This is a genomic window from Paenibacillus sp. HGF5, assembly GCF_000204455.1.
GTDB classification, from domain to species: Bacteria; Bacillota; Bacilli; order Paenibacillales; family Paenibacillaceae; genus Paenibacillus_AQ; species Paenibacillus_AQ lautus_A.
Window position 1 is genome coordinate 36,860 of sequence record NZ_AEXS01000175.1, and the last position, 25,109, is coordinate 61,968.

The 25,109-nt window shown below is 50.2% G+C and carries 27 protein-coding genes and 1 pseudogene; 2 read left to right on the forward strand and 26 right to left on the reverse strand.

Going from position 1 to position 25,109, the window contains the following annotated elements; translation table 11 throughout:
- Positions 1-248: 248 nt before the first annotated feature.
- From HMPREF9412_RS29700 to HMPREF9412_RS29740, 9 genes and pseudogenes are all read right to left on the reverse strand, one after another.
- Positions 249-857, reverse strand: a complete 609-nt coding sequence (locus tag HMPREF9412_RS29700) for a YdcF family protein (protein WP_009595600.1) — start codon at positions 855-857, stop codon at positions 249-251.
- A gap of 33 nt (positions 858-890) precedes the next feature.
- A complete protein-coding gene (locus HMPREF9412_RS29705; RefSeq protein ID WP_009595602.1) occupies positions 891-1,430 on the reverse strand; it encodes a hypothetical protein in 540 nt (179 codons plus the stop codon).
- Positions 1,431-1,482: 52 nt separating this feature from the next.
- A complete protein-coding gene (locus HMPREF9412_RS29710; protein ID WP_009595626.1) occupies positions 1,483-2,055 on the reverse strand; it encodes an AAA family ATPase in 573 nt (190 codons plus the stop codon).
- A 181-nt stretch (positions 2,056-2,236) separates the two neighbouring features.
- On the reverse strand, positions 2,237-2,833 hold the full coding sequence (locus HMPREF9412_RS29715; RefSeq protein WP_009595622.1) for an HAD-IA family hydrolase: 597 nt from the start codon (positions 2,831-2,833) through the stop codon (positions 2,237-2,239).
- A gap of 160 nt (positions 2,834-2,993) precedes the next feature.
- The gene (locus tag HMPREF9412_RS29720; protein WP_009595609.1) at positions 2,994-3,758 is read right to left on the reverse strand and encodes an SDR family NAD(P)-dependent oxidoreductase; all 765 of its coding nucleotides are present in this window, start codon (positions 3,756-3,758) and stop codon (positions 2,994-2,996) included.
- A 170-nt stretch (positions 3,759-3,928) separates the two neighbouring features.
- Positions 3,929-4,748, reverse strand: a pseudogene (locus HMPREF9412_RS29725) (SPL family radical SAM protein).
- Positions 4,749-4,840: 92 nt separating this feature from the next.
- Entirely contained in the window at positions 4,841-5,554 is a 714-nt protein-coding gene (locus HMPREF9412_RS29730) for a 2OG-Fe(II) oxygenase (RefSeq protein ID WP_036674070.1), read from the reverse strand.
- A complete protein-coding gene (locus HMPREF9412_RS29735) occupies positions 5,547-6,092 on the reverse strand; it encodes a methylated-DNA--[protein]-cysteine S-methyltransferase (protein WP_009595591.1) in 546 nt (181 codons plus the stop codon). Before HMPREF9412_RS29735 ends, HMPREF9412_RS29730 begins: the two co-directional genes overlap by 8 nt.
- Positions 6,082-6,675 carry a bifunctional transcriptional activator/DNA repair enzyme AdaA gene (locus tag HMPREF9412_RS29740; RefSeq protein WP_009595610.1) on the reverse strand — a complete coding sequence of 198 codons (594 nt, stop codon included), beginning with the start codon at positions 6,673-6,675 and terminating at the stop codon, positions 6,082-6,084. Before HMPREF9412_RS29740 ends, HMPREF9412_RS29735 begins: the two co-directional genes overlap by 11 nt.
- A gap of 147 nt (positions 6,676-6,822) precedes the next feature.
- Here HMPREF9412_RS29740 and HMPREF9412_RS29745 point away from each other — a divergent pair, with 147 nt between their 5' ends.
- The gene (locus HMPREF9412_RS29745; RefSeq protein WP_009595575.1) at positions 6,823-7,809 is read left to right on the forward strand and encodes a DNA-3-methyladenine glycosylase family protein; all 987 of its coding nucleotides are present in this window, start codon (positions 6,823-6,825) and stop codon (positions 7,807-7,809) included.
- Between the two features lie 98 nt (positions 7,810-7,907).
- On the opposite strand, the gene HMPREF9412_RS29750 is transcribed toward HMPREF9412_RS29745, so the two are convergent.
- The 17 genes from HMPREF9412_RS29750 to HMPREF9412_RS29825 all read right to left on the reverse strand — a co-directional run bounded on the left by HMPREF9412_RS29750 (position 7,908) and on the right by HMPREF9412_RS29825 (position 24,029).
- On the reverse strand, positions 7,908-8,381 hold the full coding sequence (locus HMPREF9412_RS29750) for a DUF3574 domain-containing protein (RefSeq protein ID WP_009595596.1): 474 nt from the start codon (positions 8,379-8,381) through the stop codon (positions 7,908-7,910).
- A gap of 227 nt (positions 8,382-8,608) precedes the next feature.
- A complete protein-coding gene (locus HMPREF9412_RS29755; RefSeq protein WP_009595613.1) occupies positions 8,609-9,655 on the reverse strand; it encodes an ATP synthase beta subunit C-terminal domain-containing protein in 1,047 nt (348 codons plus the stop codon).
- A complete protein-coding gene (locus tag HMPREF9412_RS29760; RefSeq protein WP_009595585.1) occupies positions 9,643-10,431 on the reverse strand; it encodes an alpha/beta fold hydrolase in 789 nt (262 codons plus the stop codon). Before HMPREF9412_RS29760 ends, HMPREF9412_RS29755 begins: the two co-directional genes overlap by 13 nt.
- A 96-nt stretch (positions 10,432-10,527) precedes the next feature.
- Positions 10,528-11,523 carry an acetamidase/formamidase family protein gene (locus HMPREF9412_RS29765; protein WP_009595624.1) on the reverse strand — a complete coding sequence of 332 codons (996 nt, stop codon included), beginning with the start codon at positions 11,521-11,523 and terminating at the stop codon, positions 10,528-10,530.
- 433 nt (positions 11,524-11,956) lie between these two features.
- Positions 11,957-13,039: a glycoside hydrolase family 172 protein gene (locus HMPREF9412_RS29770; RefSeq protein ID WP_009595587.1), complete on the reverse strand. Its 1,083-nt coding sequence runs from the start codon at positions 13,037-13,039 to the stop codon at positions 11,957-11,959.
- Between the two features lie 98 nt (positions 13,040-13,137).
- Positions 13,138-14,805 carry a ribulokinase gene (locus HMPREF9412_RS29775; protein ID WP_009595620.1) on the reverse strand — a complete coding sequence of 556 codons (1,668 nt, stop codon included), beginning with the start codon at positions 14,803-14,805 and terminating at the stop codon, positions 13,138-13,140.
- A 107-nt stretch (positions 14,806-14,912) separates the two neighbouring features.
- Complete coding sequence (locus HMPREF9412_RS29780; RefSeq protein WP_009595642.1) at positions 14,913-15,920, reverse strand: LacI family DNA-binding transcriptional regulator; 1,008 nt, start codon at positions 15,918-15,920, stop codon at positions 14,913-14,915.
- Between the two features lie 232 nt (positions 15,921-16,152).
- A complete protein-coding gene (locus tag HMPREF9412_RS29785) occupies positions 16,153-16,785 on the reverse strand; it encodes a ThuA domain-containing protein (protein WP_009595592.1) in 633 nt (210 codons plus the stop codon).
- A gap of 27 nt (positions 16,786-16,812) precedes the next feature.
- Positions 16,813-17,535 carry an SDR family NAD(P)-dependent oxidoreductase gene (locus HMPREF9412_RS29790; protein ID WP_009595612.1) on the reverse strand — a complete coding sequence of 241 codons (723 nt, stop codon included), beginning with the start codon at positions 17,533-17,535 and terminating at the stop codon, positions 16,813-16,815.
- Between the two features lie 166 nt (positions 17,536-17,701).
- Positions 17,702-18,568 (reverse strand): aminoglycoside phosphotransferase family protein, encoded by an 867-nt coding sequence (locus HMPREF9412_RS29795; protein ID WP_009595633.1) that lies wholly within the window; start codon positions 18,566-18,568, stop codon positions 17,702-17,704.
- 46 nt (positions 18,569-18,614) lie between these two features.
- A complete protein-coding gene (locus HMPREF9412_RS29800; protein WP_009595571.1) occupies positions 18,615-19,178 on the reverse strand; it encodes a histidine phosphatase family protein in 564 nt (187 codons plus the stop codon).
- A gap of 246 nt (positions 19,179-19,424) precedes the next feature.
- Positions 19,425-19,775, reverse strand: coding sequence for a hypothetical protein (locus HMPREF9412_RS29805; protein WP_009595630.1), 351 nt, complete (start codon positions 19,773-19,775; stop codon positions 19,425-19,427).
- A 74-nt stretch (positions 19,776-19,849) separates the two neighbouring features.
- Positions 19,850-20,200, reverse strand: coding sequence for a VOC family protein (locus HMPREF9412_RS29810; protein WP_015736006.1), 351 nt, complete (start codon positions 20,198-20,200; stop codon positions 19,850-19,852).
- A 304-nt stretch (positions 20,201-20,504) separates the two neighbouring features.
- Positions 20,505-20,912, reverse strand: a complete 408-nt coding sequence (locus HMPREF9412_RS29815) for a DUF6220 domain-containing protein (RefSeq protein WP_009595573.1) — start codon at positions 20,910-20,912, stop codon at positions 20,505-20,507.
- A gap of 14 nt (positions 20,913-20,926) precedes the next feature.
- On the reverse strand, positions 20,927-21,649 hold the full coding sequence (locus tag HMPREF9412_RS29820; RefSeq protein ID WP_009595641.1) for a VOC family protein: 723 nt from the start codon (positions 21,647-21,649) through the stop codon (positions 20,927-20,929).
- 13 nt (positions 21,650-21,662) lie between these two features.
- Entirely contained in the window at positions 21,663-21,761 is a 99-nt protein-coding gene (locus tag HMPREF9412_RS32685; RefSeq protein ID WP_139084129.1) for an NAD(P)-binding protein, read from the reverse strand.
- 387 nt (positions 21,762-22,148) lie between these two features.
- A complete protein-coding gene (locus tag HMPREF9412_RS29825; protein WP_009595611.1) occupies positions 22,149-24,029 on the reverse strand; it encodes a beta-L-arabinofuranosidase domain-containing protein in 1,881 nt (626 codons plus the stop codon).
- Positions 24,030-24,221: 192 nt separating this feature from the next.
- On the opposite strand from HMPREF9412_RS29825, the gene HMPREF9412_RS29830 reads away from it, so the two are divergent.
- Positions 24,222-25,088, forward strand: a complete 867-nt coding sequence (locus tag HMPREF9412_RS29830) for a helix-turn-helix transcriptional regulator (RefSeq protein WP_009595581.1) — start codon at positions 24,222-24,224, stop codon at positions 25,086-25,088.
- Positions 25,089-25,109 lie beyond the last annotated feature (21 nt).

A 25,109-nucleotide genomic window follows, 5' to 3' on the forward strand; every position in this document is an offset into this window, starting at 1 on the left:
GGGGTAAACGGTCGCTGTATTTCTTGTCTAAGGAATGCAGCACTACGCATGCGGATCATGCTTCCGATCCCTGTTGCCCCCAGATTTCTTATGATCCTATTATATGGTGGAAATCCGGGGACAAAGGGGACCGCTTCGCTTCTCCACCATGATTCCGACTGCTCCGTTGGAGACTGGAAAGCGTATCGCGCGACCATTTGGCTTCTCTGCCATCACGTTAGACTACCGACTCCTTAAGATTCATTTTCTCAAATATCAATATCCGCATCAACAAAATATCGGTCCTTAACCCCGCCGATCACTTTCTTCAGTTCACCTAGCACCCGCTTCTCTTCCTCTGGATCGATCCACCAATTGTCCCGCCTCCCATGTGAACGATCGTCCGGGCACCACACATACTCATACCACGGCGGCATAAAGGTCTTAAGCATCAATTGGCATCTGCGCATATGACCAGGTGCGCTGACCAGCAAGATGCGCTGGATTCGTTCCAAGCCCAATGCTCGGTCGAGGACGATGAGGGAAGCCATGATGTTTTCCTTTGTATGGTTGGACATCGTTTCCATGAGGATGGCTTCCGCCGGAATCCCCATTCGCATCGCTTCATCACGCATCATGGCCGCCTCGGTTTGCTCCCACTCGCCGAATCGGTCACCACCCGTGAATAATATGTAAGGAGCACGACCGATGTTGTATAACTCGACCGCTTTCCACACCCGGTCTAAGTTTCTTCCACCAAACACAAAGATACAGTCTCCGGTCTGCCTACCGTCATCCACTTCCTCTACTGTGCCGAACACCAACCTTGTGATCTGTTCTCTCGTTAATGCTTCCGGTTGCATTTGTGAAATTAGCACGATTCCATCGCCTCTTTTATCATTTCATCCAATCTAGGATTTCATAAAAGGACCGAGTGCCCGATCGTCCCAAACCTGCACTTCAATATACCGCTCGGGTCCATGACGGCCATCTTTGTTCCAATCTTGCGGCCAGCCAAACTCGTCTACAAGTTGAAGGATCTCGTTTTTTACATATACCGTTCCTCTATAAGGCTTGTCGTCTAGATACCGCATGGTAGGAAATAAGTCGCCATAAGTAAAACTCAACGTTTCGGGATCCATTTCATCCAGCAGAATCCTGATTTCTTTTCCATTCGGATACCATTCCTTAATCCATTCGCAAGGCCCAAGCGTCATATAATGCGGATATTCTTTTGTTGGTTTACCGCCTTTGGCCGTGAATAGAGCTCTCGCGCGTGCTTCCAGATCGCGACGGATGGTCATATAATCATCCGCACGTTGACTCGCAAACCCATTTTTATTTTGTTTGAGCCTCCTCTGTACCTGCATCGCCTTTTCGATGGACAACGCGGATAGATTTTGAAAGGGCCCTGTTGCCGCATCATAATAATGATATAGATGTAAATCCATGGCGACTGTCCTTTCTTCGTCAACCTATGTTATGGTTTGTTCCAAACTTTAATTATCGCTGTTCATAATCGAGCATCTTCTTCTCACGATCTATGTAGGCATATACATTAGCGATTTCCTCTTCATAGTTCTCTCGAATTTCAAAATAAGGGACATTCGATGCCACGCACTTTTCACGGAACACATCATGCTCATGAATATACTCGGCAACAGTTCTCTCTTCAGGATTCATTCTCGTTTCGATAGCATTGCGGTGTTGAACGATATTGGTTTGGAAATTCTGCCGGATGTACGTGGTGGAGAATCCTAAGAACACGGAAATGATGTGTTGCGAATAGGGCGGCTCAAAATCTTGCAGATGATGAGGCAGTATGTAACAGCCTTCGATGATTAAATTTTGCTTGTTTTCGATGTTTGTCATGATGATCCCTTGGATTATCGGCCATAATTGTTCACCGATATGCTCGGTTGAATCCGTCGGCGTGAAACCGCAGTTCATGTCAGCTCTGTACAAGCCCATTTTCAAATGATCGATGGACAGATAAGGCATGTGATACTTTTCAAGTAATTGTTGAGCCATATATGTCTTTCCCGTGCAGCTGTTTCCGCTGATTAATATGATCATTTACATGGCGTCCTCCCTGCATGCTTGATGCTTCGTTCAAATTTCTGGATTGCTTTCATGAAGAGTGCTACTCATCAAAAATCGTAAGACGTTGTTGTTTCCCTCGTCCAAACATTTAGAATTCCTCACTTTTCATTGACTACATTTCCAATATCATTTTTCCCTGTGGTTCTCGCCCGTCTTACAAGACGTTGGTCACCAACATAGGTCCCACTTGTTGTATCCATTTATGCTCTTGATCGGCCAGCAAGGTTTTCCATCCAAGGTCGATAGCCGGTTTCAGGTTCTTTTCCTGATCATCAACATAAACAACCATCAGTTCGGAACGTTCGAATTGTTTCATAACATGTTTATAAATTTGTAGGTCAGGTTTCCTTAAACCTACTTGATTCGAAATGGTAATGCTCCTAGCATAAGGTTCTACTTTTTCTATTATCGGCTCCAGCCATTCCTTGCAATGATTGCTTAGTACATGGATATCCGCGATTTCGCTCCATTGCGCCAAGTGATTTAATCCAGGAAGCGGTTGCAACGATTGAGTTATTAACTCCCTGGCTTCCTCTTTGTTGATCTGCTTCATTCGCAGGCTCATCCATCCCCAAAACTCATCTTCCTTCATCTTTCCTGTCCATAAGTCTTTTCGAACCTCATCAAATTGTACCCTGATATCTTGAAACGAGATTTCGGAGCCCTCCGCTAATGTAAGCCAAAAAGCAGATGAAAAATTACTCACCAATACGCCAGCTAAATCCAATACCAGTTGTGGTTTTGCCGTCATCGTCTCGTCTCCTTATATCTTACTGAATTCGTGAGATCTATGTATTCCTGTTTACGAGGGACTGTCCGCATAACACCTCCACGAACTTCGCCTTCCCTTAATCGCAATGCGAATCCGAAGTTCGTGGACGTTTCCCACTTACAATCCATGTCTCGGACCGCTAAATCCCCACCATCACATTGCCGCCACATACCGGAATATAAGCTCCTGTGATAAATGACGACAAATCCGAAGCCAGGAATGCCACGGCATTGGCAATCTCCTGGTCCGTTCCGCGGCGTTTCAGGGGCACGGAGGCTTCGTAGGAGGCGCTATGCTCGGTACCGTTCTCCCGATCGCGGTCGCTGATCGTCCAGCCGGGTGCGACTTGATTGACGGTGATCCCATGCTCGCCGATTTCTTTGGCGAGTACGCGGTATACGCCGTCCATGCCGCGCTTGCCTGCTACGTAGGCGGATTGGCTCGGGAAGTTCTGGATCGAACACTCGGTGTTGATCCCGATGAAGCGGCCGCTCTTTCGCTCGATCATGGCCGGCACGAAGGCTTTTGCCAGGTAGACGCTTTGCATGACGCAGGATTGAAACTGGCTCTCGTAATCTTCCGGAGCCTGCTCCAAGACAGACGTCCATTGATAGGATTCCACGGCATTCGCAACGATGATATGAGGCAGCATGCCAAAGTGTTCAAGCACCGAATCCCGCATGGCATTCACGGATGCTTGATCCGTCACGTCGGCTTGCACCGTGTACGCGCGTCTGCCCATCGACTCCACCTCGCGCTGAAGCTCTTCCGCCTTGGCTAGGCTTCCCCGATAATGGATAACCACATCGGCGCCGCATTCCGCCAAGGTTCGGACCATGACCCGGCCCAATTGGCCCGCAGCACCGGTGACTAATGCAATCTGATTCGTCAAATCCAACTTCATTGTTCATTCGCTCCTCTACGTTTGACTGGTTATTTTCGCCTATCATACCATAATCATCTACTGCCGGGCATGATAAAAAGACCGGAAGCTACCTCCCGGTCCTCGCCATCAAACTCTTTCATTTAACATCCAAACAGCAAGCGCTCAACTGCTAGACGAGTATCTAACGTTTAAGGTTCAAAACCCTTCTGACTGACAAATAGCTGCTCTTCCGGAAACGCCCTGCTGAATCGATCGTAGACCACCTGATAGGCGGCGGGATCATACCATTCTTCCAGACCAAGCTTCTCGTACAACGCCTGAACGGGCAGCCGTTTCGTACGTTTGCCTCCGCTGCCGTCCCCCATGAAATAATCGTCGATGCACACGCGATTGACGAGCGGTCTGAGGATCTGAGGAAATGCCTCCGTGCTTGGAAGGACGGGAGCAATCGCTGCTTGCGTTGGTATTCCTGCGTCTCTCAGCAGCTCAAGGGTTTTCATTCTGGCCTGGATCGGCGGAGCGGAAGGCGTAAAATGCTTGCGAATATCCTCACGGTCGGTTTCGATCGTCATGCTTACCCGCACGCGTGCTCCTAACTGCTGCAGCAAATCGATATCCCGTCGGACCAACGGACTGCGCGTCTGCACCAGCAGGAAATCCGGCGGCTCGCTAACCATGGCCTCCAGCAAGGCACGGGTCACTTCTTCCTTGGCCTCAATCGGCTGATAGGGATCGGTACTGGATGACATGAAGATCGTGACGGGCCCCTTGGACTTGGCACGCTTCAGTTCTTTACGCAGAATGGCGGCAGATTCGAGCTTAACGTCAACCCAACTCCCCCATTCCTGATTTCGGAATATCGAAACCGGCATTTGCCGGACGTAGCAGTAGGAGCAAGCGAAGGTACAGCCTGTATACGGATTCAAGGTATGGCTGTATCCATTCAGGAAGCCGGTTCCTTTATTGAGCAGGGGACTTCGGCGTTTTATAAAGCACTTCATGTTTCACCTGGAACACCTCATTCCTATACTTTCTTCTATTATACGACTTCCCTCCTCTCGTAACGAAAGAGTGAATGAGGCAATGCGCACCCAACTCCTTTACTTAGCGTCATGAAAAATAATCCCCAGGCTGTATCTTCTCCCCGACGTGACCGTGCTGACGCCATGCCGGAGCGTAGTCCGGTAATATCCCCGTGTTCCCTGCACCGGACGATGGTTGGTCGGAAAGATCAGTCCTGCTCCCTGATCCAAGGCGATCGCATGTCCCCGGCTCTGTGCCCGCGGCCGCTGCTCCACCAGCAGAAACTCCCCGCCCGTGTAATCGACTTCCTTCTCATTCAGCACAAAGACCGCTTGGAACGGAAAGAACTCATCACCGTACAAGTCCTGATGCAGGCAATTATATCCGCCTTCTTCATATTTCAAAATCAGCGGCGTTGACCGCTCCTGACCTTGGGCATGGCACATCCCCAGAAACTCATCCAGACTTGCCGGATACTTCTCTTCATGCCCTAGTCGGTTCAACCAGCGGTTCGCCGTCAGCGCAAGTTCGGGGTACAAGCCTTCCCGGAGCTGCTGCAGCGTTTCGGGAAGCGGCGCACGATAATATTTGTACTCCCCCAGTCCAAACCGGTGCCTGGCCATTTGGATCGTGCTGCGAAAACGCTGCTCTTCTGTATACGTGCCTATGATCTCTGTGCATTCCTCGGGCAAGAGCAGCTTGGGAATGACCGCATATCCCTGTTCATCCAAAGCTGCCTGTACGGCAGGCCAATCCAGATTCTTTATACGCTGCTCCAAAGGATTAGGCATACTCCTTCGTCTCCCTCACGGAGACGTTCATTCGCTCCAATTGCAGCAATCTTGTCTTCATTTCAAGTCCCCCGCGATACCCCGTCAAGGCGCCGCTTTTGCCGATCACCCGATGACAAGGTACGGTGATAAGCAGCGGGTTCGCCCCGATGGCCGCACCAACAGCACGCACAGCCGCCGGCTTGCCGATCTGATGCGCAATGTCCGAATACGTGAAGGTTTGCCCATACGGGATCTGGCATAGTGCATTCCATACCGCCATCTGGAAATCGGTACCCTTGTAATCCATAGCGAACTCAAACCGTTCCCGTTTCCCCTGAAAATATTCCGCGAGCTCGGCGGCATATTGCTGCATGCCTGCATCATTTTGGACGAGTTCACAGCGAGGAAATTTCGCTTGCACCCATTCCTCCAGCTCCTTGAACGGTTTATCCGGTGATCCGATGTAGCATAAACCTAGCGGCGTGGTCGCGATATATACGTTCCAGTCTTCATGCCGCAATCGTGTCCAGCTAATATACAAATGATTAGATTTCATGATCGTGCACCTCCGCACTCGTATTGTTCATATATTGCCCTCGATAACTTAGGGGGGTCATCCCCGTCTTCTTCTTAAACAGGGTGATAAAATAAGCCGTGTTCTCGATGCCCACTTGATGGCCGACATCCGAAATAGCCAGGCTGGTATTCGCAAGAAGCTCTTTGGCCTTGCCGATCCGGTAATCCTGAATGTATTCCATCGGAGTCAGCCCTTTGACCCGCTTAAAAATCCGGTGCAGATGGTACGGACTGCCGTGGCTCACATCCGCCAAGACATCCAGTGTCAAATGACCCGTATAATGTGCATCGATATACTCGGTAACGAGTTCGATCCATTCGTGGTCCGGCAGGCGCTCGCCGGTCGGCTTGCACCTTTTGCATGGCCGGAAGCGCTCGGCCCTCGCTTCATCCGCCGATTGAAACACGCGCACGTTTTCAAATTTCGGGGGCCTGGATTTGCAGGATGGCCTGCAGAAGATTTTCGTCGTCTGCACCGCGTAGAAAAACTTGCCGTCGCTGTCCTTGTCATTGTCGATAATGGCTTTCCACTGGGCTTCGGTCGGTTGTATCCGGTTTGCCACGTTTCCTCACCTCCGCTAACATTATAACCACAGGAAGATCCGGTTGTACGCTTTTTGGAATAGAAGAGCAAGATAACAAAATTATGTGGTCCGCGTTTATGGTACAACTAGTATAGAGTAGATCAGGAACGAAAGGAAACGATGACCATGCATGAATCCGACCACAATCCCGGCGACAAGCCGTATACCATGGACCAACAACAACAGCTTCCCAAGGACAGCTGGGAGGATCATATCCATACGCTAAAGCTATTCGTGCCGAAGGAATTCAGCTTTACGGAGAACCTCAATTATTTGCAAAGATCGCCGAATGAATGTCTCTTTACGATTCGGAACGACAGCATCTATCGGGCGATCCCGCTTGAAGATGACGTCGCCGTGATCGAAGTCAGTGCCGAGAAGCAAGAGCAAGCGATCCTTGTTCGATTTTTGGGGAATACCACCCCAACCGAACCAAGCAAGCGGGCGGACGTAGCCATTTATGTCCGGGACTGGTTTGATCTAAACACCGATCTCGTGCCGTTCTATTCGATGGCCGAGACAGATCCCATGCTCAGTCAAGCCGTCCAGTCCTTTTACGGGCTTCGCAACATGGGCATTCCGGATCTGTTCGAGGCTTTATGCTGGGGCATTCTGGGGCAGCAGATTAACCTGGCTTACGCGTATACGTTAAAAAGGCGTTTCGTCGAGGCCTTCGGCAGACGCATCGAGTGTGAAGGCGAGGTTTACTGGATGTTTCCAAGGTCTGAGGACATCGCGCCGCTGCGTGTTGAAGACCTGGGCGGACTTCGGATGACCGTGAAAAAATGCGAGTATCTCCTCGGAGTAGCTGGGCTTATGACGGATGGAAAATTAACGAAAGAACTGCTGCTGGAAGCTGGCAGCTTAAAGAAAGCGGAGAAACAACTGGTCGGCATCCGCGGCATCGGCCCGTGGACGGCCAATTATGTGCTGATGCGCTGTTTGCGAATGCCGGCGGCTTTTCCCATCGATGACGTGGGACTGCATAATGCCATCAAACATCTGCTGGGTCTGGAGGCGAAACCGACGAAGAAGGAGATTCTGGCGCTGTCCGCAGGATGGGCGGACTGGGAATCCTACGCCACTTTTTATCTGTGGAGGTTTCTCTACTAACAAGTCCACACAAAATAAAGAGGAGGTCTCCCTCTTCTGCCATGCAAAAGACAGCTGGGAGACCTCCCCTATGAACACATCATGGATCCGAGAATCCGTTATTCAATGAAATACAGTTTACCGTCAACCTCAAGCGAAATGGCAGATTGCGCAAGATCCTCCTTGAGCTTCTTCGCATAGTCCACCACTTGATTGAGCGAATCCTTGTCGAGTTTCTCGGCAAAAGCATACACGATGGTTACTTTTTCCTTGATCAAGGTTTTGTTGTTATCCACCCAAGCCCCTTCGCCCGGTATTGCCGTTGCCCCGCCAAACCAGCCGGACAGCTTCGTCAACGCTTGATCGACAAACTTCTGATGAGCCGCATCCGTGATGGGAATATCCCCCTTCACGGTGGAAGGCACGTAAATCTTCACGACGTGATCCAAGTGGAACTGATTGTTCAGGCCACTCTGCGTAATGGCCGTTGCCGTCGGATTGCCCTCTGCGCTAAAGGACTGCTGAACCGGTACTACGATAAGCGTTAACAATAATGCCGCTGCAAATGCGATAAGCCAACCTTTTCTTTTCATGTCCATTTCTCCCTTATGTATAGTCTCGTGTCCGTACGGAATCAGCCGAGTTTCAGTAGTTCAATACAACTTCTTTGCCAACTGTACGGTACAAACTAGCACATATTATATACTGACCTTTGCGTATCAGCTATGGGACGTACGGATTAAATTATGCAAAATCATGTAAAAAAGCCGATATTCCCGATGAACAAACTATGAGAATCCAGCTTTGATTAACTAAGTTCTTATTTTATTGTCCCGATCCACGATAAGCTCTCCACCGAACGATGATCCATGCTGCCGTTCAATATGGCTTGCACGTCATGCAGCGTATCTTGCAAGGGGACCCGCTCGCCTGGCAGCCCGGTATAAGCTTCGGCAACGTAAAAAGGCTGCGTTAGATAAGCTTCGAGCCGTTCTCCACGCTCATAAACCTCCATTTCGGATGACGGAATGGCCTCCAATCCTCGTACTTGAACCAGCGAACGCAGCTCCCGATAGCGGCGAAGCAGCTTCTGAGCCCGCTGTTGGATTGCTAAGTGAGCCTGATCCAGATGAACGCCTTCTAATACGGAAGAGGTGGAATATAACGGGTTCACGGCAGGATACAGATGTCTTGCCGCCAGATCGGCATCGAAATACCACAGCGTCTCCAGCGGTCCGTATGGCATGTCTTCATCAACAACCGCGCCTTTAAGGTCCACAAGAAAAGTCGTGATCTGCTGCATGCCTTCCTGTTGAAAACGTTCCTGAAGATCATAGATTTTGCCGGTTAAGACATGCTCCCGGTCCGCGGCAAACACAATTTCTTTATCGGTATTCGCATGCGCAACGATAGAATAGATTTCTTCTATTGAAGAAGCAACCCGCTCTACGTCATTCAGCATATCCTGCAGCTCCGGATAGTCCCCTTCCGGCTTCAGCAGAATCGTCATATACCCTTCCTGCTTGAAGTGATGAAACAACTCCCCGAGCAGCACCAGCTGCCCCATACCGGGACGAGCTACCAGCCCGACGGTACCGCCTCTTGCCAGAGGAGCGAATAGATCAAGAGGCTTAATGCCCGTTTCGATCATCTCCACGCTTTCCCCGCGCAGGATCAGTTCGTCAAGACTGCATTTCGCCAAGGCTGCCAGCGCGGCTATGGTGCGAACCTCCGCCCGGCCTACGGGTATTTTTCCCGTACATAGATTGGAAACCGTGGCGGGCCGCAATCCGACGGATTTGGCCGCGCTGGTCAGGTTCGGAACCCTTTGTCGTAAAAGTGATACATTCAGCTTCAGATTGTCCAAGTCCGTACACCCTTTTTGTGATAGTTTATTGATTTCTTCTTAACCTCTCTCAGAAAAGAGTCTGCAGTGCGAACAAACTCATCCGCATCCGGTTCGAAAATATTATGATCATGCTGCTCGAATTCCACGATTCGTGCCTGAGGCAGCGATAGCTTATATTGTTCCACTGCTTCTAATGATAACCCGGGATGCGGTTTTACGCCACGTATAATGAGAACAGGGCATGTGAATCGTGACAGGTCGTTCCAAAATTCTACCTTCGCGGAATCCTTCTGCAGGGCATGCAGGGCCGATGGTTTCATCCGGTCAAATAGCTTCTTCCCTCTCCAAGGTGGAAGCGTTGCAAAGAAATCCATCCATCCCGCTGGCAGCTGGGTATGTATCGCCGGATAATCTCCGATGATCAGACCTTCAATGCGTTTCGGGTTCCGAATGGCATAACCTAATTGATAAGCTACCCCTCGTGAGTACCCCATGAGTACGAACTGTTCCAGTTCAAGATGGCGAATGGCCGCATCCAGATCGCTGATATGATCCTTAAGCGTGTATCCCGAAGCAGGAGAATCACTTTGGCCACGGCCTCGGAGCGTAATGACAACGATATGCCTGGGCGACAGCGTTACCATCTTTTCCATAATGTCGATATAATCCTCGGCCGACTCGGAAAGGCCCGGGATGATAACCAGTGAGCTTTGTTCATTCCTAAGTTCCCGATGTACCTCCGTCACGTGAATATGTACCCCATGGTTATTGACCATCGTTTCGTATAACTGCATGCATGAGCCCTCCTATAAAATTGACATTTATTTATGAAGTTTAATCATCGGGATATCTCCCATTTCAGTCGCTGGGCCAACACTTGATGCATTCTTTCACCTCAACGCGCCAAAAGGCAAAAATGCATGCACGCCCTTCAGGATATTCACGATCTGGGTTACTCTCAGATCCACCGTCAAGGTGGCGTATGCGTACGCCTCCGTTCTCGAAATGGAGTAAAGCTCTGTCATGAGATCCAGCATTCCGCTCAAGGCCATCCACATCGCTTCGTCCAGGTCCTCGTGAAATCCCATCGTAAGCCAACCGGTGCTCGTCTTTGCTCTGGGCATCTTGATGGGCATGTCGTCACGGACATGAAAGGTTAGGCTCACCTTCTCCATGGGGCATTCCAAAGCGGGACCGCTAACTTCGCCGTCGCCTTGCGCCGCATGTCCATCCCCTGTTGAGAACAGCCCGCCATCTACCGGAATCGGCAGATACAAGGTGCTCCCGGCGGTTAATTCTTTGCAATCGAGATTTCCTCCATGAGGGCGCGGCACAAAAGTCGTATGCTGACCTTCTTCCTCCGGCGGCATGCCCATAATCCCCATGAATGGCTTCAGTCCGACGCTATACTTGAAATTTTCGAATTGACTCCTGCCAGTCATTGTTTTGGCATCCAATTCAAAGTCCAATGTCATTTCCTGGGTATCGGTCATGTCCAGCTTCTCGTTCCAATAGCTTGGAAACCCTCCGGCAGAGGTCCAACCCCACAGCCCGGGAACGACCTCGTTGATCTGAATCTCCAAGGTAAGCCCCGGTGTAGCCCCTTGGATATGCACGGGACCCAATAAGGCATGCCCGAACTGCTTCTCCACCCGCTCCGGCGCACGCTCCGTAAACTTTGTTCTCGGCGCTCCCGGAGCAGAGCGCTTTGCAAGTCCCCATCCCGCATCCAAGGTTCGATACACCACGGTATCCCCGGACTGAATATATAAGGCCGGTTCCAGCTCCTTGCTAAAAAATCCGTGAAGCGTGTGAATATCCGGTTGAAGACTATGGATCTTTGACACCCGTTTCTCTCCCTTCACACAAATGATCAGAGTGCCCATTTATCTTAATCCCCTTACTCTGTTACTTTATAAAGTATTTTAAATTACTCTATATGTCAACAATTATTTACTTCTAAGAGTAATAATAATTACTTCAAATAATATTCCCGCACTCATTGCGGCCTATAAAATCCTGGGCACACAACAAAGTCCCCAACCCGATCACGCAAGCGTGAAGGTTGGGGACTTTAGGTTGTTTGAGCCGAGAAGCTATAAACGAAGAACTACGTTAGTTAGAGCATGTCATTCTTCGAGGAGCACGCCATCCTTATCATAAAACTTATAATCCCTTAATGTATACGATTGTTCATCAGACGGCAGTAATTCGAGATATGATGCATGCGAGCGATAGGGAGCGAATGTGACCTGCATTTTGGCGATCGGGTTCGACGCACTAGTTACGATCATGATTCGTTGAGCAATAACACCGTCTCTATATAACTTCCCGATCGTCATTATCGGGGAGCTCTGGGAAAGGCGCATGCGGCTCGGCCTGATACCAGTACGCCGTCGATGCAATATCGCTCTGCTGCGGCAGGTATCTGCCTCCGGACCTCCAGCCGAGATCCTGGATCGTGACGCGAAGATCGCTTTGGAAGCGGATCGGATCCATGACATGCCATCGATACATGCCGAAGCGCTGCTGGCTGCGATATAATCCGTCCGGCTTCAGCACTTGGTGCATCCCCAGATAAGGCGTCGAGTAGGTTCGATACGTACCGATCGGCTGTTCCCAGTTCCACGCTCCGCCGAAATAATCCTCCGTTCCCGTGCCGCAGATGGTCGGGTAATCCTGGTCCCCATCCATATAAAACTTGATCTCCCCTTCGCCCCACCAGCCGCTGTTGTTCACCTGCCAGGCAAGGTAAGTCCCTACATAGTGCCCCTGTCCCTTCACGCCATCCAGGATCGTGTAAACGTCCTTATAAGGAACGGGATTCGTTCTCCGCCACTGTGCATGAAAATAAGCCTCGTCTTCGGGGATGTCCGTCAGGGTATAGTCGATTTGGTAGTAAAGGACCGCCTTTTCCGGCGCGCGATTCTCCATCGTCAATCGGGCTTGCTTGCGAAAAGGCATCTGCCAGTAACTGTTCATGCCGCCGGCCGGATTGACGGCAACCGGAATCGAATTGACATCGCTTCGTTCACCCCACCCGTTACAGAACAAATCACCCACTGGAACCTCAACCGAAGGGTCCTGCTCTTCGTCCCAATACATGCGGATAATCAGATTGCGCCACAGCGACGGATGACAGGTCAGCCAAATATGTTGAATGGCACCTGGGCCTTGAATGTCACCCATGGTAAAGGTTTCTCCCGGCATAATCTCCACGGAAGGAGACACTTTCCAGCCCGCGCCCAAATCCCTGGAAGCCGCTGCACCCGTGCCGTCCGTCGCCATGCCCCCTTTTCCTTTCTCGCCGGTGAAATTCTCCGCGCTGATGGATCTCGTCTGCGCATTGGACAGCCGGGATAAATTTCCGAGGTGCATATTGAGTCCGTTAAAGTTCGTCATAAGTCATCGCTCCTTCAATTCGTGATATCGTATCCGTACCGCAACCCTTTTTGTTTAAGAAAGGACACACCAGAGGGGAAGCCGATCGTTCATTAAGGTCATAAGCTGCTTCTTAATGACTTCAAACGCTTCATGACTCCATTCTCGCCTCTACCCAAATAATCATGAAGCTCTTTATACTCTTTGTATAACTGGTCATACACCCGTACATGCGCTTCGATGGGCTTGAATGTTTCTTCCCGGACGCGGGCCATCGCTTTTGAAGCCTCCACAATGTTGTCATATCCTCCCTGCTCTTTGCCTGCCGCCACCGCACCGAACATGGCAGCGCCGAAAGCGGCCGTCTGGACGGTGTCCGCAACCTTGATTTCTTTACCGGTTACATCGGCATAAATCTGCATCAACAGCCGGTTTCGCTGCGGCAATCCGCCGCAAGCATAAAGCTCTTGGACTTCTACGCCGCTATCGGTAAACGCGTCGATAATCGCACGCGTTCCAAAGGCCGTGGCTTCCAGCAGCGCACGATATATTTCCGCCGGCTTGGTCTGCAAGGTCAAGCCAAGCATGACGCCGCTGAGATCGGCATCCATCAGCACGGAACGGTTTCCGTTCCACCAGTCCAGTGCGAGCAATCCGCTCTGGCCAGGAGCATATTGGGCCGCTTCCTTCTCCAGCCACTCATGAATGCCAAGCCGCTCATCGGCAGCCTTGCGGCGAACGTATTCCGGAACAGCTTCATCCACATACCAGGCGAATATATCGCCTACGGCCGATTGTCCTGCCTCATACCCGTAATAGCCCGGAATGATCCCATCCTCGACGACGCCGCAGATGCCTTCGCCCGTCACTTCCTTGTCGCTTAATATCAAGTGACAAGTGGAGGTTCCCATGGCGAGCACCAGCTTCCCCGGGGTTACGACGCTGACGGCCGGTACCATGGCATGGGCATCGATATTGGCTACGGCTACCGCGGTTCCCGGCAGAAGCCCCGTCATCGCCGCCATACTTTCGGTTAATCCGCCTGCTTTCGAACCCAGGGGCTTGATGGGACCTCTCAGCTTGGTCTCGACGAGATTTCCGAACCTTGGATCAAGCGAATGCAGGAACGCCTTGGACGGATAACCTTCCCGTTTATGCCAATTGGCTTTGTAACCAGCGGTGCAGCTGCTCCGCGCGAGCTGGCCTGTCAATTGCATGACCACCCAATCGGCAGCTTCCATGAACAATACCGCCTGTTCATACAGCTCGGGAGCTTCATTCAGAATCTGCAAAGACTTCGCAAGCATCCACTCGGAGGACAGCTTTCCTCCATAACGCGCAAGAAATTTCTCCCCCCGCGAAGCCGCGGCTTCGTTGATCCGATTCGCTTCATCCTGCGCTGCGTGATGCTTCCACAGCTTTACCCAGCTGTGCGGATGGTCCCTCCATTCTTCCGTCAAACAGAGCGGGGTGCCGCCTGCATCCAGCGGCATCATCGTGCATGCCGTAAAATCGATGCCAATGCCGATTATTTGTTCAGGCGAAACCTCAGCCTCCGACAACACGCGGGGGATGGATTGCGCAAGAACCTCCATGTAGTCCCCCGGATGCTGCAGCGCCCAATCCCGTTCCAGCTTCAAGCCAGAGTGAACCAGCACCTCGTCCATAACCCCGTGCGTATACGGCGTCACATACGTTGCAATTTCTTGACCTGTCGAGATATCGACGAGCAGGGCCCTGCCCGATTCCGTACCGAAATCAACCCCGATGGCATATAACTGTTTCATGTCGTCTGCCTCCTATGTATAAAGGGCCATGAGCTGCGCATGCCCTGTAACCGTTGGATCCGGCTCCAGTCCGTCAAAAAGTTCCGGAGCTTGGTCCATTCGATCGATCAGTTCAGCTGTTTGACTTCATTGCTGTATATTTCATAAGCCGGTGGATCCTGCCGGGCTTCTTCCCGTATTCGGCTTAGAAGGATTTCTCCGGCCTTGATTCCCATATCGTAGGGATGCTGCTCCATGTAGTAGAGCCCCGATTCCTTGAGTAAAGGCCCGGCTTCCACCTCGCCAAAAGAAGCTACTGCCATGTCGGCAGGAATCTTCAGGCCGCTGCGCACAATCTCGAGCAGGACGCCCAGGCTCATGCGGTTATTCAGGGAAATGATGGCGGTTGGCCTGCGTTCCGCGATCAGAAATTGCTGAACTGCTCGGATTCCGTCCTCCGTGGAAAAATCTCCGTTATACACCATGGGGCCCTCGTTCAGCCCAAATGCCTTCATTGCGTTCCGGACGCCTTCAAGACGTTCCCTCCCCGTGCTTGATCTCGTTGGCCCGTTAACTACGCCGATAGCTGTATGTCCTTCCTCCAGCAGCTTCCGGGTTAGACGCGAGGCCCCCTCGGTATTGTCTTCGGCTACCAGATCCAGCATCGATCCTGTTTCCGGCGAGTCCAGCTTCCTGTCCACGAGCACGATCGGCATGTTGGAATCCGCAATCTGCTTGATCGCCGGATCGTTCCCGCCCGACGTTGCCAATACGACGGCATCCACGCGCTTTTCCTGCAGAAGCTTTAGCAATCGTCTCTCCTTCTCCGGGTTCTCGTCCGAGCTGCAAAATATTAACTGAAAGCCTTCTTTGCCTACAATATCCTCAATGCCTCGGGATATTCCCATGAAATAGGGATTTGATATATCGGGCACGATCACGCCGATCATGTACGTGCGGTCCTGTTTCAGGCTTCGGGCGATGGCGCTCGGGCGATAATTCAACCGGTTCACGGCCGCCATCACCCGCTCTTTAATTTCATCACTTACGTAATCGCTGTTGTTAAGCACTCTTGAAACGGTTGCCGTAGATACTTCTGCTGCCGCTGCTACTTGTTTAATCGTTGCTTTTGCCAATCATCGTTCACCTCAAAATATCATCCTGATCCAGTATGTAATCGATTACGTAAACGATTACATTCACAGAGTACAAGAAGGGACATGCTGCTGTCAACCCTCTTTTTAGAATTTTCCGGAAATACAGATCCGGACGGAACGAATGCGTTTTGCAGCAGGAACTATTCCGCGCAAATTAAAAATCACCACCTTCGATGGCGGTGATGGAATGCCTATGATGCGTGCCGATTTTCTAGTCTACGCACTTCCGGGCAGCCCACAGCCCGCTCTCCCGAATCAGATGACGAACGGATTCTGTCCGAAAAGACGGCAAATGATGACCTGGCATCAGATATACCACCCGGCCGGAGCCGTATGGATGTGCCCACGCCGCAGGCCATCGCTGCCCGTCATGCTCGTATTCCGCAAAGACGACCGTTGTTTCATGCGGACTCAATTCGAACCGATAGGGTTCTTCATCGATCGCAAAATCGGTTAAGCTCTCCACGATCGGATGGCTCCCCGATTGATATCGAACGGACAACGACGTATATGCCGGATGTCCTGTAAATCGACCGCCGATTAACTTTTCCAGCTGCGTGCTCCGCTGCAGCGAGATGCCGTTGTGGATAACTAACAGCCCCCCGCCGTTGCGCACATAGGATATGAGCGCTTGTACCTGCTCTTCAGGTATCTCCTCATCCGAAAACTCTGCGTACGATATGAACAGATCATATCCTTCCAGCTTATCCTTTTGCAGTACGGCGTAATCATCCGTGCATTCCACGTCCATCGCAGGTTCGAAAATGGCTTGCAGCTCGCGGTCAATCTGCGTAAACGGATGATATTTCGCTCCCTCGTATTGTCCCAGCGCAATGGCCTTCATTGATTTGCAGTCTCCTCTCCCACCCTTTTACCAGGGCCACACTTGTCCTTCATAATCCAGAAAAATCGGCTGTTCGCCAACGTATGCCTTATGGTCCATCACAAGGTTCATGATGCGATCGGCAGACACGTCCGGCGGCACGGCCGCTTCTTGATTCAGTTCGCCGCTCATGTAGGATTGCAGCCATCCGGGATAGAACACCATGACCTGCCCTCCATCGGTTAACAGATGCTGATGCAGTATCGAGGATTGCATATTGAGCGCGGATTTAGACATGCAGTAGCCGTACATCTCCTTGCGTTTATTTCTGCTAACGCTGCCGGCTTCGGATGAGATATTGACCACGAGCTTGTTGTCTCCTTGAAGCAGCAGATCGATAAGAGCATGGCTTACCCGAAGAGGTCCAAGGGTATTTACATTGTAGATTTGGGCCATATCGGCAAAATCCAGTTCGCCCTGAATGTTCGCCAGATCGGACCGTTTCGTGATGCCGGCATTGTTTATGAGCAGATCCAGATGCGGCGCCTTATCCCGGATCAGCTTGGCTGCCTGCTGTACGCTGGCATCGTCGCCGATATCAAGCGGAATCAGCTCCAACTGGTCCGGATATTCCTCCAGCAATCGATCCAAGGCGTCCCAATCCTCCATATAGCGTCCGGCAAACACGGTGTATCCGTTTTCAAGAAGCCATTTCGCCAAGCTCAATCCCAACCCCCGATCGGCTCCCGTGACGCAAGCGATTGTTTCCAATGGGCAACAACTCTCCTTTATCCATTAAATGCGGTGCAACCGACATACGGGAGTTTCCCCAAATGCCATTCCTGCCTAATCTCTTCTATTGCTCTTTAGCAAACGTTTAAGCATAACCTGATGCTACCGTACATTTCTGCGTGATATTCATTTATCGAGGACGGCTTTAGAGCAATTGGTCGTTTAAATATTCGTTTTTCGACAATATGGACCTAAACCTTGCGATGATGTGATGGCCGATAGGTTCATCATTCGCTTTAAACAGCATGATTCCTCTCAAACAGGCTATGGCTTCAAACAATTCAAGGTCATGTTCTTCGTAACCATACTCGGCACAACATGCTGCACGATACATGTCGGCTTGCTCTTCGCTTGCAAATATCCACATTATGATAATCGACCAAGCAACATCATATCTGGGATCCCCCCATTGAGCGTTCGTCCAATCGATTACCGTCAGCTTGTCTTTAGTCTCAAGAATATTGCCCAGGTGGTAATCGCCATGGATCAAACATGATGGTTTCATATCCGCCCGCTGAAGAAGTTCTTCCAGAAGAATCCGGATATCGGGGTGCTCCTCGATGCGAGGAAAGAAATAATCAATGAACTCATATCGGGGTAATCGGTCACCAATAAAATCCTCAAGCGGGAGCTTATGTATATCCGCTAAAATCTGCACCAGCTTCGCTAGTTTACCCGGATCGACCGTTTGAACGGGCATTCCGTCATAACTGGTCAGCAATGTTGAATCGCCATTTCGGTTCGTTCCCCAGCCCACGGGCTCAGAAACTGAACTTCCATGCGTGAATAATGCACTCAAAATCTGATATTGAGCATGTACATTCGGCTTGGACGCTTTGTTCCATACTTTCAGTACGTAGTCCGCCGTTGGCGCGGCAATTTTCATTACTTCTGCTTCCAGCCCCGAATCCAAGGAGACGGCATGAAATGAACCTTCATGCTCGAGCAAAACTTCAAGGGTATTGCTTTTCTCCACCCAGTTGATTTCCCGCAATGGGTTTCCGATGTTCATCACCGCCTTTCAAAGGATGTTAGCTTGGCGCTTAGCGACCAACAGGTTACAAGCTCATTCGATATACCCCAGCCTCACCGAGAAAATCGTTTTTGGTCAATCCTTTTTCTCCAAGCAATATCCGAAAATTCGTGATCGTACCATCATGTGAAATAATGACAATTTTTTTATAGCTTTTCCCGATCCACTCTAATAACCGCGCAGCATATCCTTCGAAAATATCCTGTTCGATCCTATTGATCCCTTCTTTCCAGCAATCCAAATTGAAATCAAGAATTTCAGTATCTCCATACAGATCGGTAATTTCCGTTTTAGAAAGGATGTGATCGCAAGCTAAAAAAGGAAGTTCGGGGTTCTGAGGAAACATTCTCGGACCAACCAATGGAGAAATAATGAAGTCCATGCCATTTTTTATAATCGTTGCCGTCTCAATTGTACGTGTAGTTGGACTTACAAGAACTAAATCATCGGGATCCATTGTAATTTCATTTCGTAGCTGCGTTACTTGAAATTTGCCGTACTCTGTAAGACTAGGATGCAGCGTATTCAACCGATTTGGATAATCGTTGAGATGTTCTCCATGACCGTGCCGAATAAATGTGAAATCCATATCCGCCCTCCTATGATCAAATCCCATATTAGGTATTCTATGATTTAATTGAGTAATCCTGCCCGTGTTAGCTAATGAACTATGTGCAGTGAAATATAACTAAATGCTTATCTAATCGGTTCATGAATTGCGGAGAGTTTCAAAAAGGCAGCCGATCACAAATGATCAGCTGCCTTCTAATTTGGATAGAGCTATCGATTCCCGTTAACTTGGATCAATGGATCACATTTATAGTCTTAGTGCAGCCTACCCATTATTCCGCGAAGCTCCCTTTGCTTCATTATCGTGCGGAATTAATTCATATAAAGCACGAACGTCACAACCGATGGAATCGGCGATCGATATGGCAATTTTGAGTGGCATCACTCTTTGGTTCTCCATAAAGTCGTAAACTCGTTCCGGTTTAATAAGCAAGTCTTTTGCCAACCATTCCGCTGACTTCCCGGATTCCACCAATCGTTCATTCAGTAAGCAACGTCCTAGTTCAAATTTCAAGAAATTATGACCTCCCACATAAGATTTACTTAACTTTAAGCGTTGTCCGTTGCCGGCATGAATATACTTCATAAAGGAGCTCGTAACGATGAAGTTCTCCATACGTCTGCCCCATTGGTTGGACGAGTTCCATTGCCGTGCTATCGCTGCCCGCAATAATTTGCTCCATTTATGATTTAAAGATGGATAAGAATATTGATAAGTTTCCCGAATGGGTCCCTAACAAAGAAACGCCGTACCCCCCACGGCTCCTCGGTTGGTCCATACTCAATCGGGATTCCTGCTTCTTTTATCCGGGTTAACGCCTCATCAAGATCATCAACCTCAATTGACAGATCTGGCACAGGTGCACCGGAGCCTCCCTCTGATAGGAAACTAACCTGAGTGCCCATTTTCTCATGCGAACCGTATGTTGCAATAAATCCCATATCCATTAGTTGATCAAGTCCAAGTACTTCCCCGTAAAAATACGAAGCTTTGGAAATGTCCTGCGTCGCAACATTAGTAACAATTCGTTTGACCTTCATTTTTCATCCTCCTAAATTTTTGATATCAAGTTTTGACTCAACAATGGTCCCGTTCGAGGAACAACCTCATCCTTATACTCTCAGAATACCATAGTTTTACTTTTATACAATTATATATAAATTTGTTTTCACTCTATTCATAAAGTCGATTGGGGAAACAGGTATATATACGTGACTTCGCGTTTTCCAGCTTTTGCTTTATCATTGTTTATGGCAAATTTATAGGCTAACTCTAAAGGGTCGCCTATAAATTTGCTTAATCTAATGAATTTATTTACAGATGCTTTCTTTCCTTCTCTCTCATCTATCCTTTCGTCATCTCCCTCATAATCAACAACGCGTTCAAGAATAAGCCCAGCGAGATGACGGGATGTGCCGCTGCCGCAAAACCGATTTCTTCCGAAAAGACAGCCGTCGCGAAGATCAGAAGGATTAGGCCGATGAGCACCAAACTCTTAACTTTAATGCCCTTGGGCAGTCTGGCCGGAAAAGACAATATAAACAACAATACGGGGATAGGCGCGAAGTACATGGCGAAATTACCATGCATCCCCCATTGAGACGAATCCACGAACAGCGCGAATCCAGCCAAGAACACCTGTAACGCGATGCAGATCGCAAAAAGCACGTTCAATATACTAAAACCTAGCCGCGCATATTGAGCGGCTGCCGGCAGCGAAGAGCGGGTTGCGGTTATTTTTTGTACTTCCATCGTTAATTCCTCCCTTAGACTAACCTTTTGGAAACCGCTCGAATGGTGTAAGGGTACGGATCCAATTGAAACTCCCCTTCTTTGGAATCGAGAATCGTCATTCCGATAGGATGAACTTCCGGAATCTTCATCGAAGGATACCATCCGATGGCCATATCCCCCAGGATGAACATTCCGTACTCGTCACCGAGCATCTGAAACGTCTTTCCGTCCCCGATATAACGCGTGACGTCAAATCGAGAATCTAGGCGCTGAACGGCCTCGGATACGCTTCCGCGGAGCGGAAAGCCGATCTCGCTGACATTCAGAATGGATTCATGATCGAAAGGCTCTGATAAGGCATTATCCATTCGATGCCGAGCGATGAACTCCACCAGATTCCCCGAAGGATCCTCGAAATAGAAGGCATGTGCATCCGTTCCTTCGAAATAGGCGATATCTTCGTTTGCCTCGATTCCAGCGAACGGAAGCGGTGCAGCGGAAAGCACCTGACAGCCTTTGGCCAAGAGCCAGCTTTTCGCTTCGCGAATTTGGTTCTCGGGGATGTTCATTGCCAAATGGTAGGACGGCATTACCCCTTCGTCCTCCTCGCGAACGAAAGTCAACCTCGTTTCACCGACAACGATCGTGATGGAATGTTCCGTGATTTCTGCTAGAGCAAATCCAAGTCTTTCTGTGTAAAACTCCTTCAGTTCAGCTAACCTGGCGGTTCTCAGTTCCAATTCGATGATTCTCATCTCACTACCTCCTCTAGATATTTGAGTTTGTCAGGTCTCTTGCTAAATAAAGAGCTGCGGTCAGTCCGGCAATACCTCCACCAACAATGGCCACATCATATTTTGCAATCAATCGAAGAAACCTCCTTCATGCGTTGTCATTAAACAAGACTGGAATGAGGCCGATTATGTGACAAAATGAAAACAGCGATGTAGAAAAGAGCCCGCATAAGTATAGCCCACAATTGTCGTCTGCCTTGATTCGGTTCTTTCGCACTGACCTGACGGTAAAGGAAATATTAGGGCTGTCCCGCAGCGGATTCATATCCCGCATTCATGAATACATACCTGCGCTGCTAGCCGCTTGCTCGCATTGTTCATGCACCACGGAGCAAGGGTTACGACATCTTTCAGAGGTAATCTCGATATTTCTGCCCATTCATTTTGGTGATTTGAACATAAATCCGAACAATAAAAAAACCGCGGTATACGCGGTTTTCGGACGTGGTAATATTCCTGCTCAGTTCTTAGCGATTCTGATCCGATCCCCGATCAGAGGAAATTCTCCGATCCGAAGCTTCGCGCTTCCGTACGGAACCAGCTCCAATTCCGTAATGGGCTGGCCGTCCGTGTTCGGATGCAGCGGAGGGTTTCCGGCGTTGTTGCCTTCCATTTTCCAATCCCGGATCAGCTGGCCCTTCACCTTCACCCGGACAGGGGCATCGGCAGCCAGGAACGGCTGACGGGCCACCTCCCGTTCCAGCACCTCAAACGACGTATCGGCCACCAGTCCGTATTTCCATGGGGAAGCAGGATAGAGCTCCCAGTCGTGGAACATCTCGCGCTGCCGGATCATCTGCCAGTTCTCCTTCACGGGCAGCACGTACACCAGCGGTCCTCTTGTAATGCTGGTCGCGTACATGCTGCGCGACTCGGTCTTGACTTCCATCGGCAGGTACAGTTCCAGTAGATCGCCGCTCTGCCAGGTCTGCACGATTTTGGCATAACCGGACTCTGCCTGAATCGGCAGTTCGCGCCCGTTCAAGGTAATGACGGGATGGTCGCACCAGGCCGGAATGCGCAGCGATATCGGGAATGATTCCGCCCGTTCAAGCGAGAGATGGATTTGAACGCGATCTTTGAACGGATATTCGCCGGTGACCTCAACCTCAGCAGACACGCCCTGACGGCCAACCGTGGTTCTAACCGTGCACGGAGCATACGAAACGGCAACTAGCCCGTCCTCCTGGTCCTTCATCCACAGATGCGAGGCCAGCTTGGGCCAGCCCTGATGCATATTGGCCGTGCAGCATCCGAAATTCGGCTCCAGTCCGAATACGTTGGCATCGGGACTGTTGCTCCATGCCCGCGGAGCGACGTTGCAAATCATTTGGTTTACCTGCTGATCATACTGATGCGAGGTCCAATCCGCAGAGATGGCGGCGGGCAGCGCATTAAACGCGACCTTCTCCAAAATATCCCCGAAGCGTCCCTCCCCGAAAATGCGCGTCAGCTGCTCCATCGAAAACATATACTCGACGACGGCACACAATTCAACCCCCTGGCTCGGATGGGTGCCGGACAGCCATTCGTCGCCCGAGAACATGCCGTGCGCTTGACCGTGGTACGTCATCAAGGAATCGATGCCCCGGTGCACGCTTTCCCGCTCCACCGGATTTCCGTTTAATTCATACAGCACGCCCGGCGTTTTGATGCCCATCGCCACGTTCACGACATGGGTTGTCCAATCCCACTCTTCAACCTTGCGCCAGAACGGAAAATCATGAAAAATACCGCTCCAGTCCGTGGTTTGTTCGGCGATGGTATCGGCAAGCTGCAGCAGGAAAGGCTGCGCCGTTCGTTTATGCAGCCACACGATGCACAGCAGCATCTCGGCTCCCCTGGTTTTGGCCCAGCCTCGCAGCGGCTGCTCCTCAATGACCGAATGGACGTAAGTAAAGAACTTGGTCAGAAACGGGATGATGCGTTCGTCGCCCGTTGCTTCCTCATGCTGCATCATCACTTTCAGCATGATCATATAATGCCACCAATCCTGATCCTTATCGATATCCTGATTCACGGAGGTAATGCGCGCCGGACCGAACATGCCGTTCTCCTGCTGGCTGGCAAGCGACCACTCGACCCAGCGATTCGCTTTAGCGATCAAAGACTCGTCCTCCAGCAAATAAGCTAATGGAAGCAAGCCGTCGACATAATACGGTCCCCGCTCCCAGCTTTCTCCTTGGCCGCCAAGCCATCCGTTGTCTGCTCCGACGTCCTTCCACTGTTCCTCCAGATGTCCGGTAAACCCGCTTGCTTGAATCTCCAGCTGATTCTTAAGCCAGCCGGCCGGCTTGATCGCTCTAAGCGGCAAACTGTTAAATGCCGTCTGATGCAGCATACAATACCCACGCTCCTTGTTCTGTCTTATAGGTGATTGCTTAGGTAAAAATATAACATCTCAACCGAGCGATACCCTATACACAGAAACAACATCTTTTTATCCGATTACAACATCATGATGGATTGAATACGGAGGAACAAAACGATTATGATGGAGAAAAGCTAGTTGGAGAAGGAGGACCGGACGCGGATGATCTTTCATTTTACCGCTCCGCCATTGCCGCATTATATGATATGCGGTGAAGATACCTATCAGGAGGGAGACCGACATCCGGATCGGTATAACCTTGGTGTCTTTGATCTGATTCTCGTAACCAGAGGGGAGTTGTTCCTGGAAGAGAACGGAGCTTCTTACAGTGTAAAGGCAGGGTATTATCTGATTCTAAGACCCGATGCTGCACACCGTACATACCTGCCCTGTGAAGAGGAAACCCATTTTTATTGGCTGCATTTTCAGACGGTCGGACCGTGGATTGAAGCGGAGGAACGGATCCCTTTTGCCTTATCGCAATCGGATCACCCTCATGTGCCGTTCGATAATTTCTCTTTCTATATCCCCAAGCATGGAGAACTGTCCTCGAAAGAGCAGGCCGGACGTTTGATTGAACAGCTGCAGGTGCTTCAGCAGTCGCTATCTTCCGCGGCACGCTGGAAGCAGCAGCAGCTGATGCATGAGCTGCTCCTGCTGTTCCAAGCCGAAGAAGAAGGAATCCAGCAGCAGCATCCTCATTATGCCATTGCCGAACGAACGGCCAACTATTTAAGAGCACATTACAAAGAGCCGGTCAGCTACCAGCAATTGTCCGATGCCATGCACTTTCACCAGAATTATATTGCCATTTGCATGAAAAAAACGTTCGGCTGCACGCCCCTGGAGTTTCTGACGCGGCATCGGATCGAGCAAGCCAAGCGATTGCTGATCTATACCAACGAGCCGATCGGACGGATAGCCGAGGAATCGGGATTCGGCTCGTTTCCGTATTTCATTCGCTGCTTTGTTCGCTATACCGGGTTTAAACCCAATTTCTTCAGGCTGAAATACCGTTCATCCCGATAGAATGCCATCGATAGGTTAGGC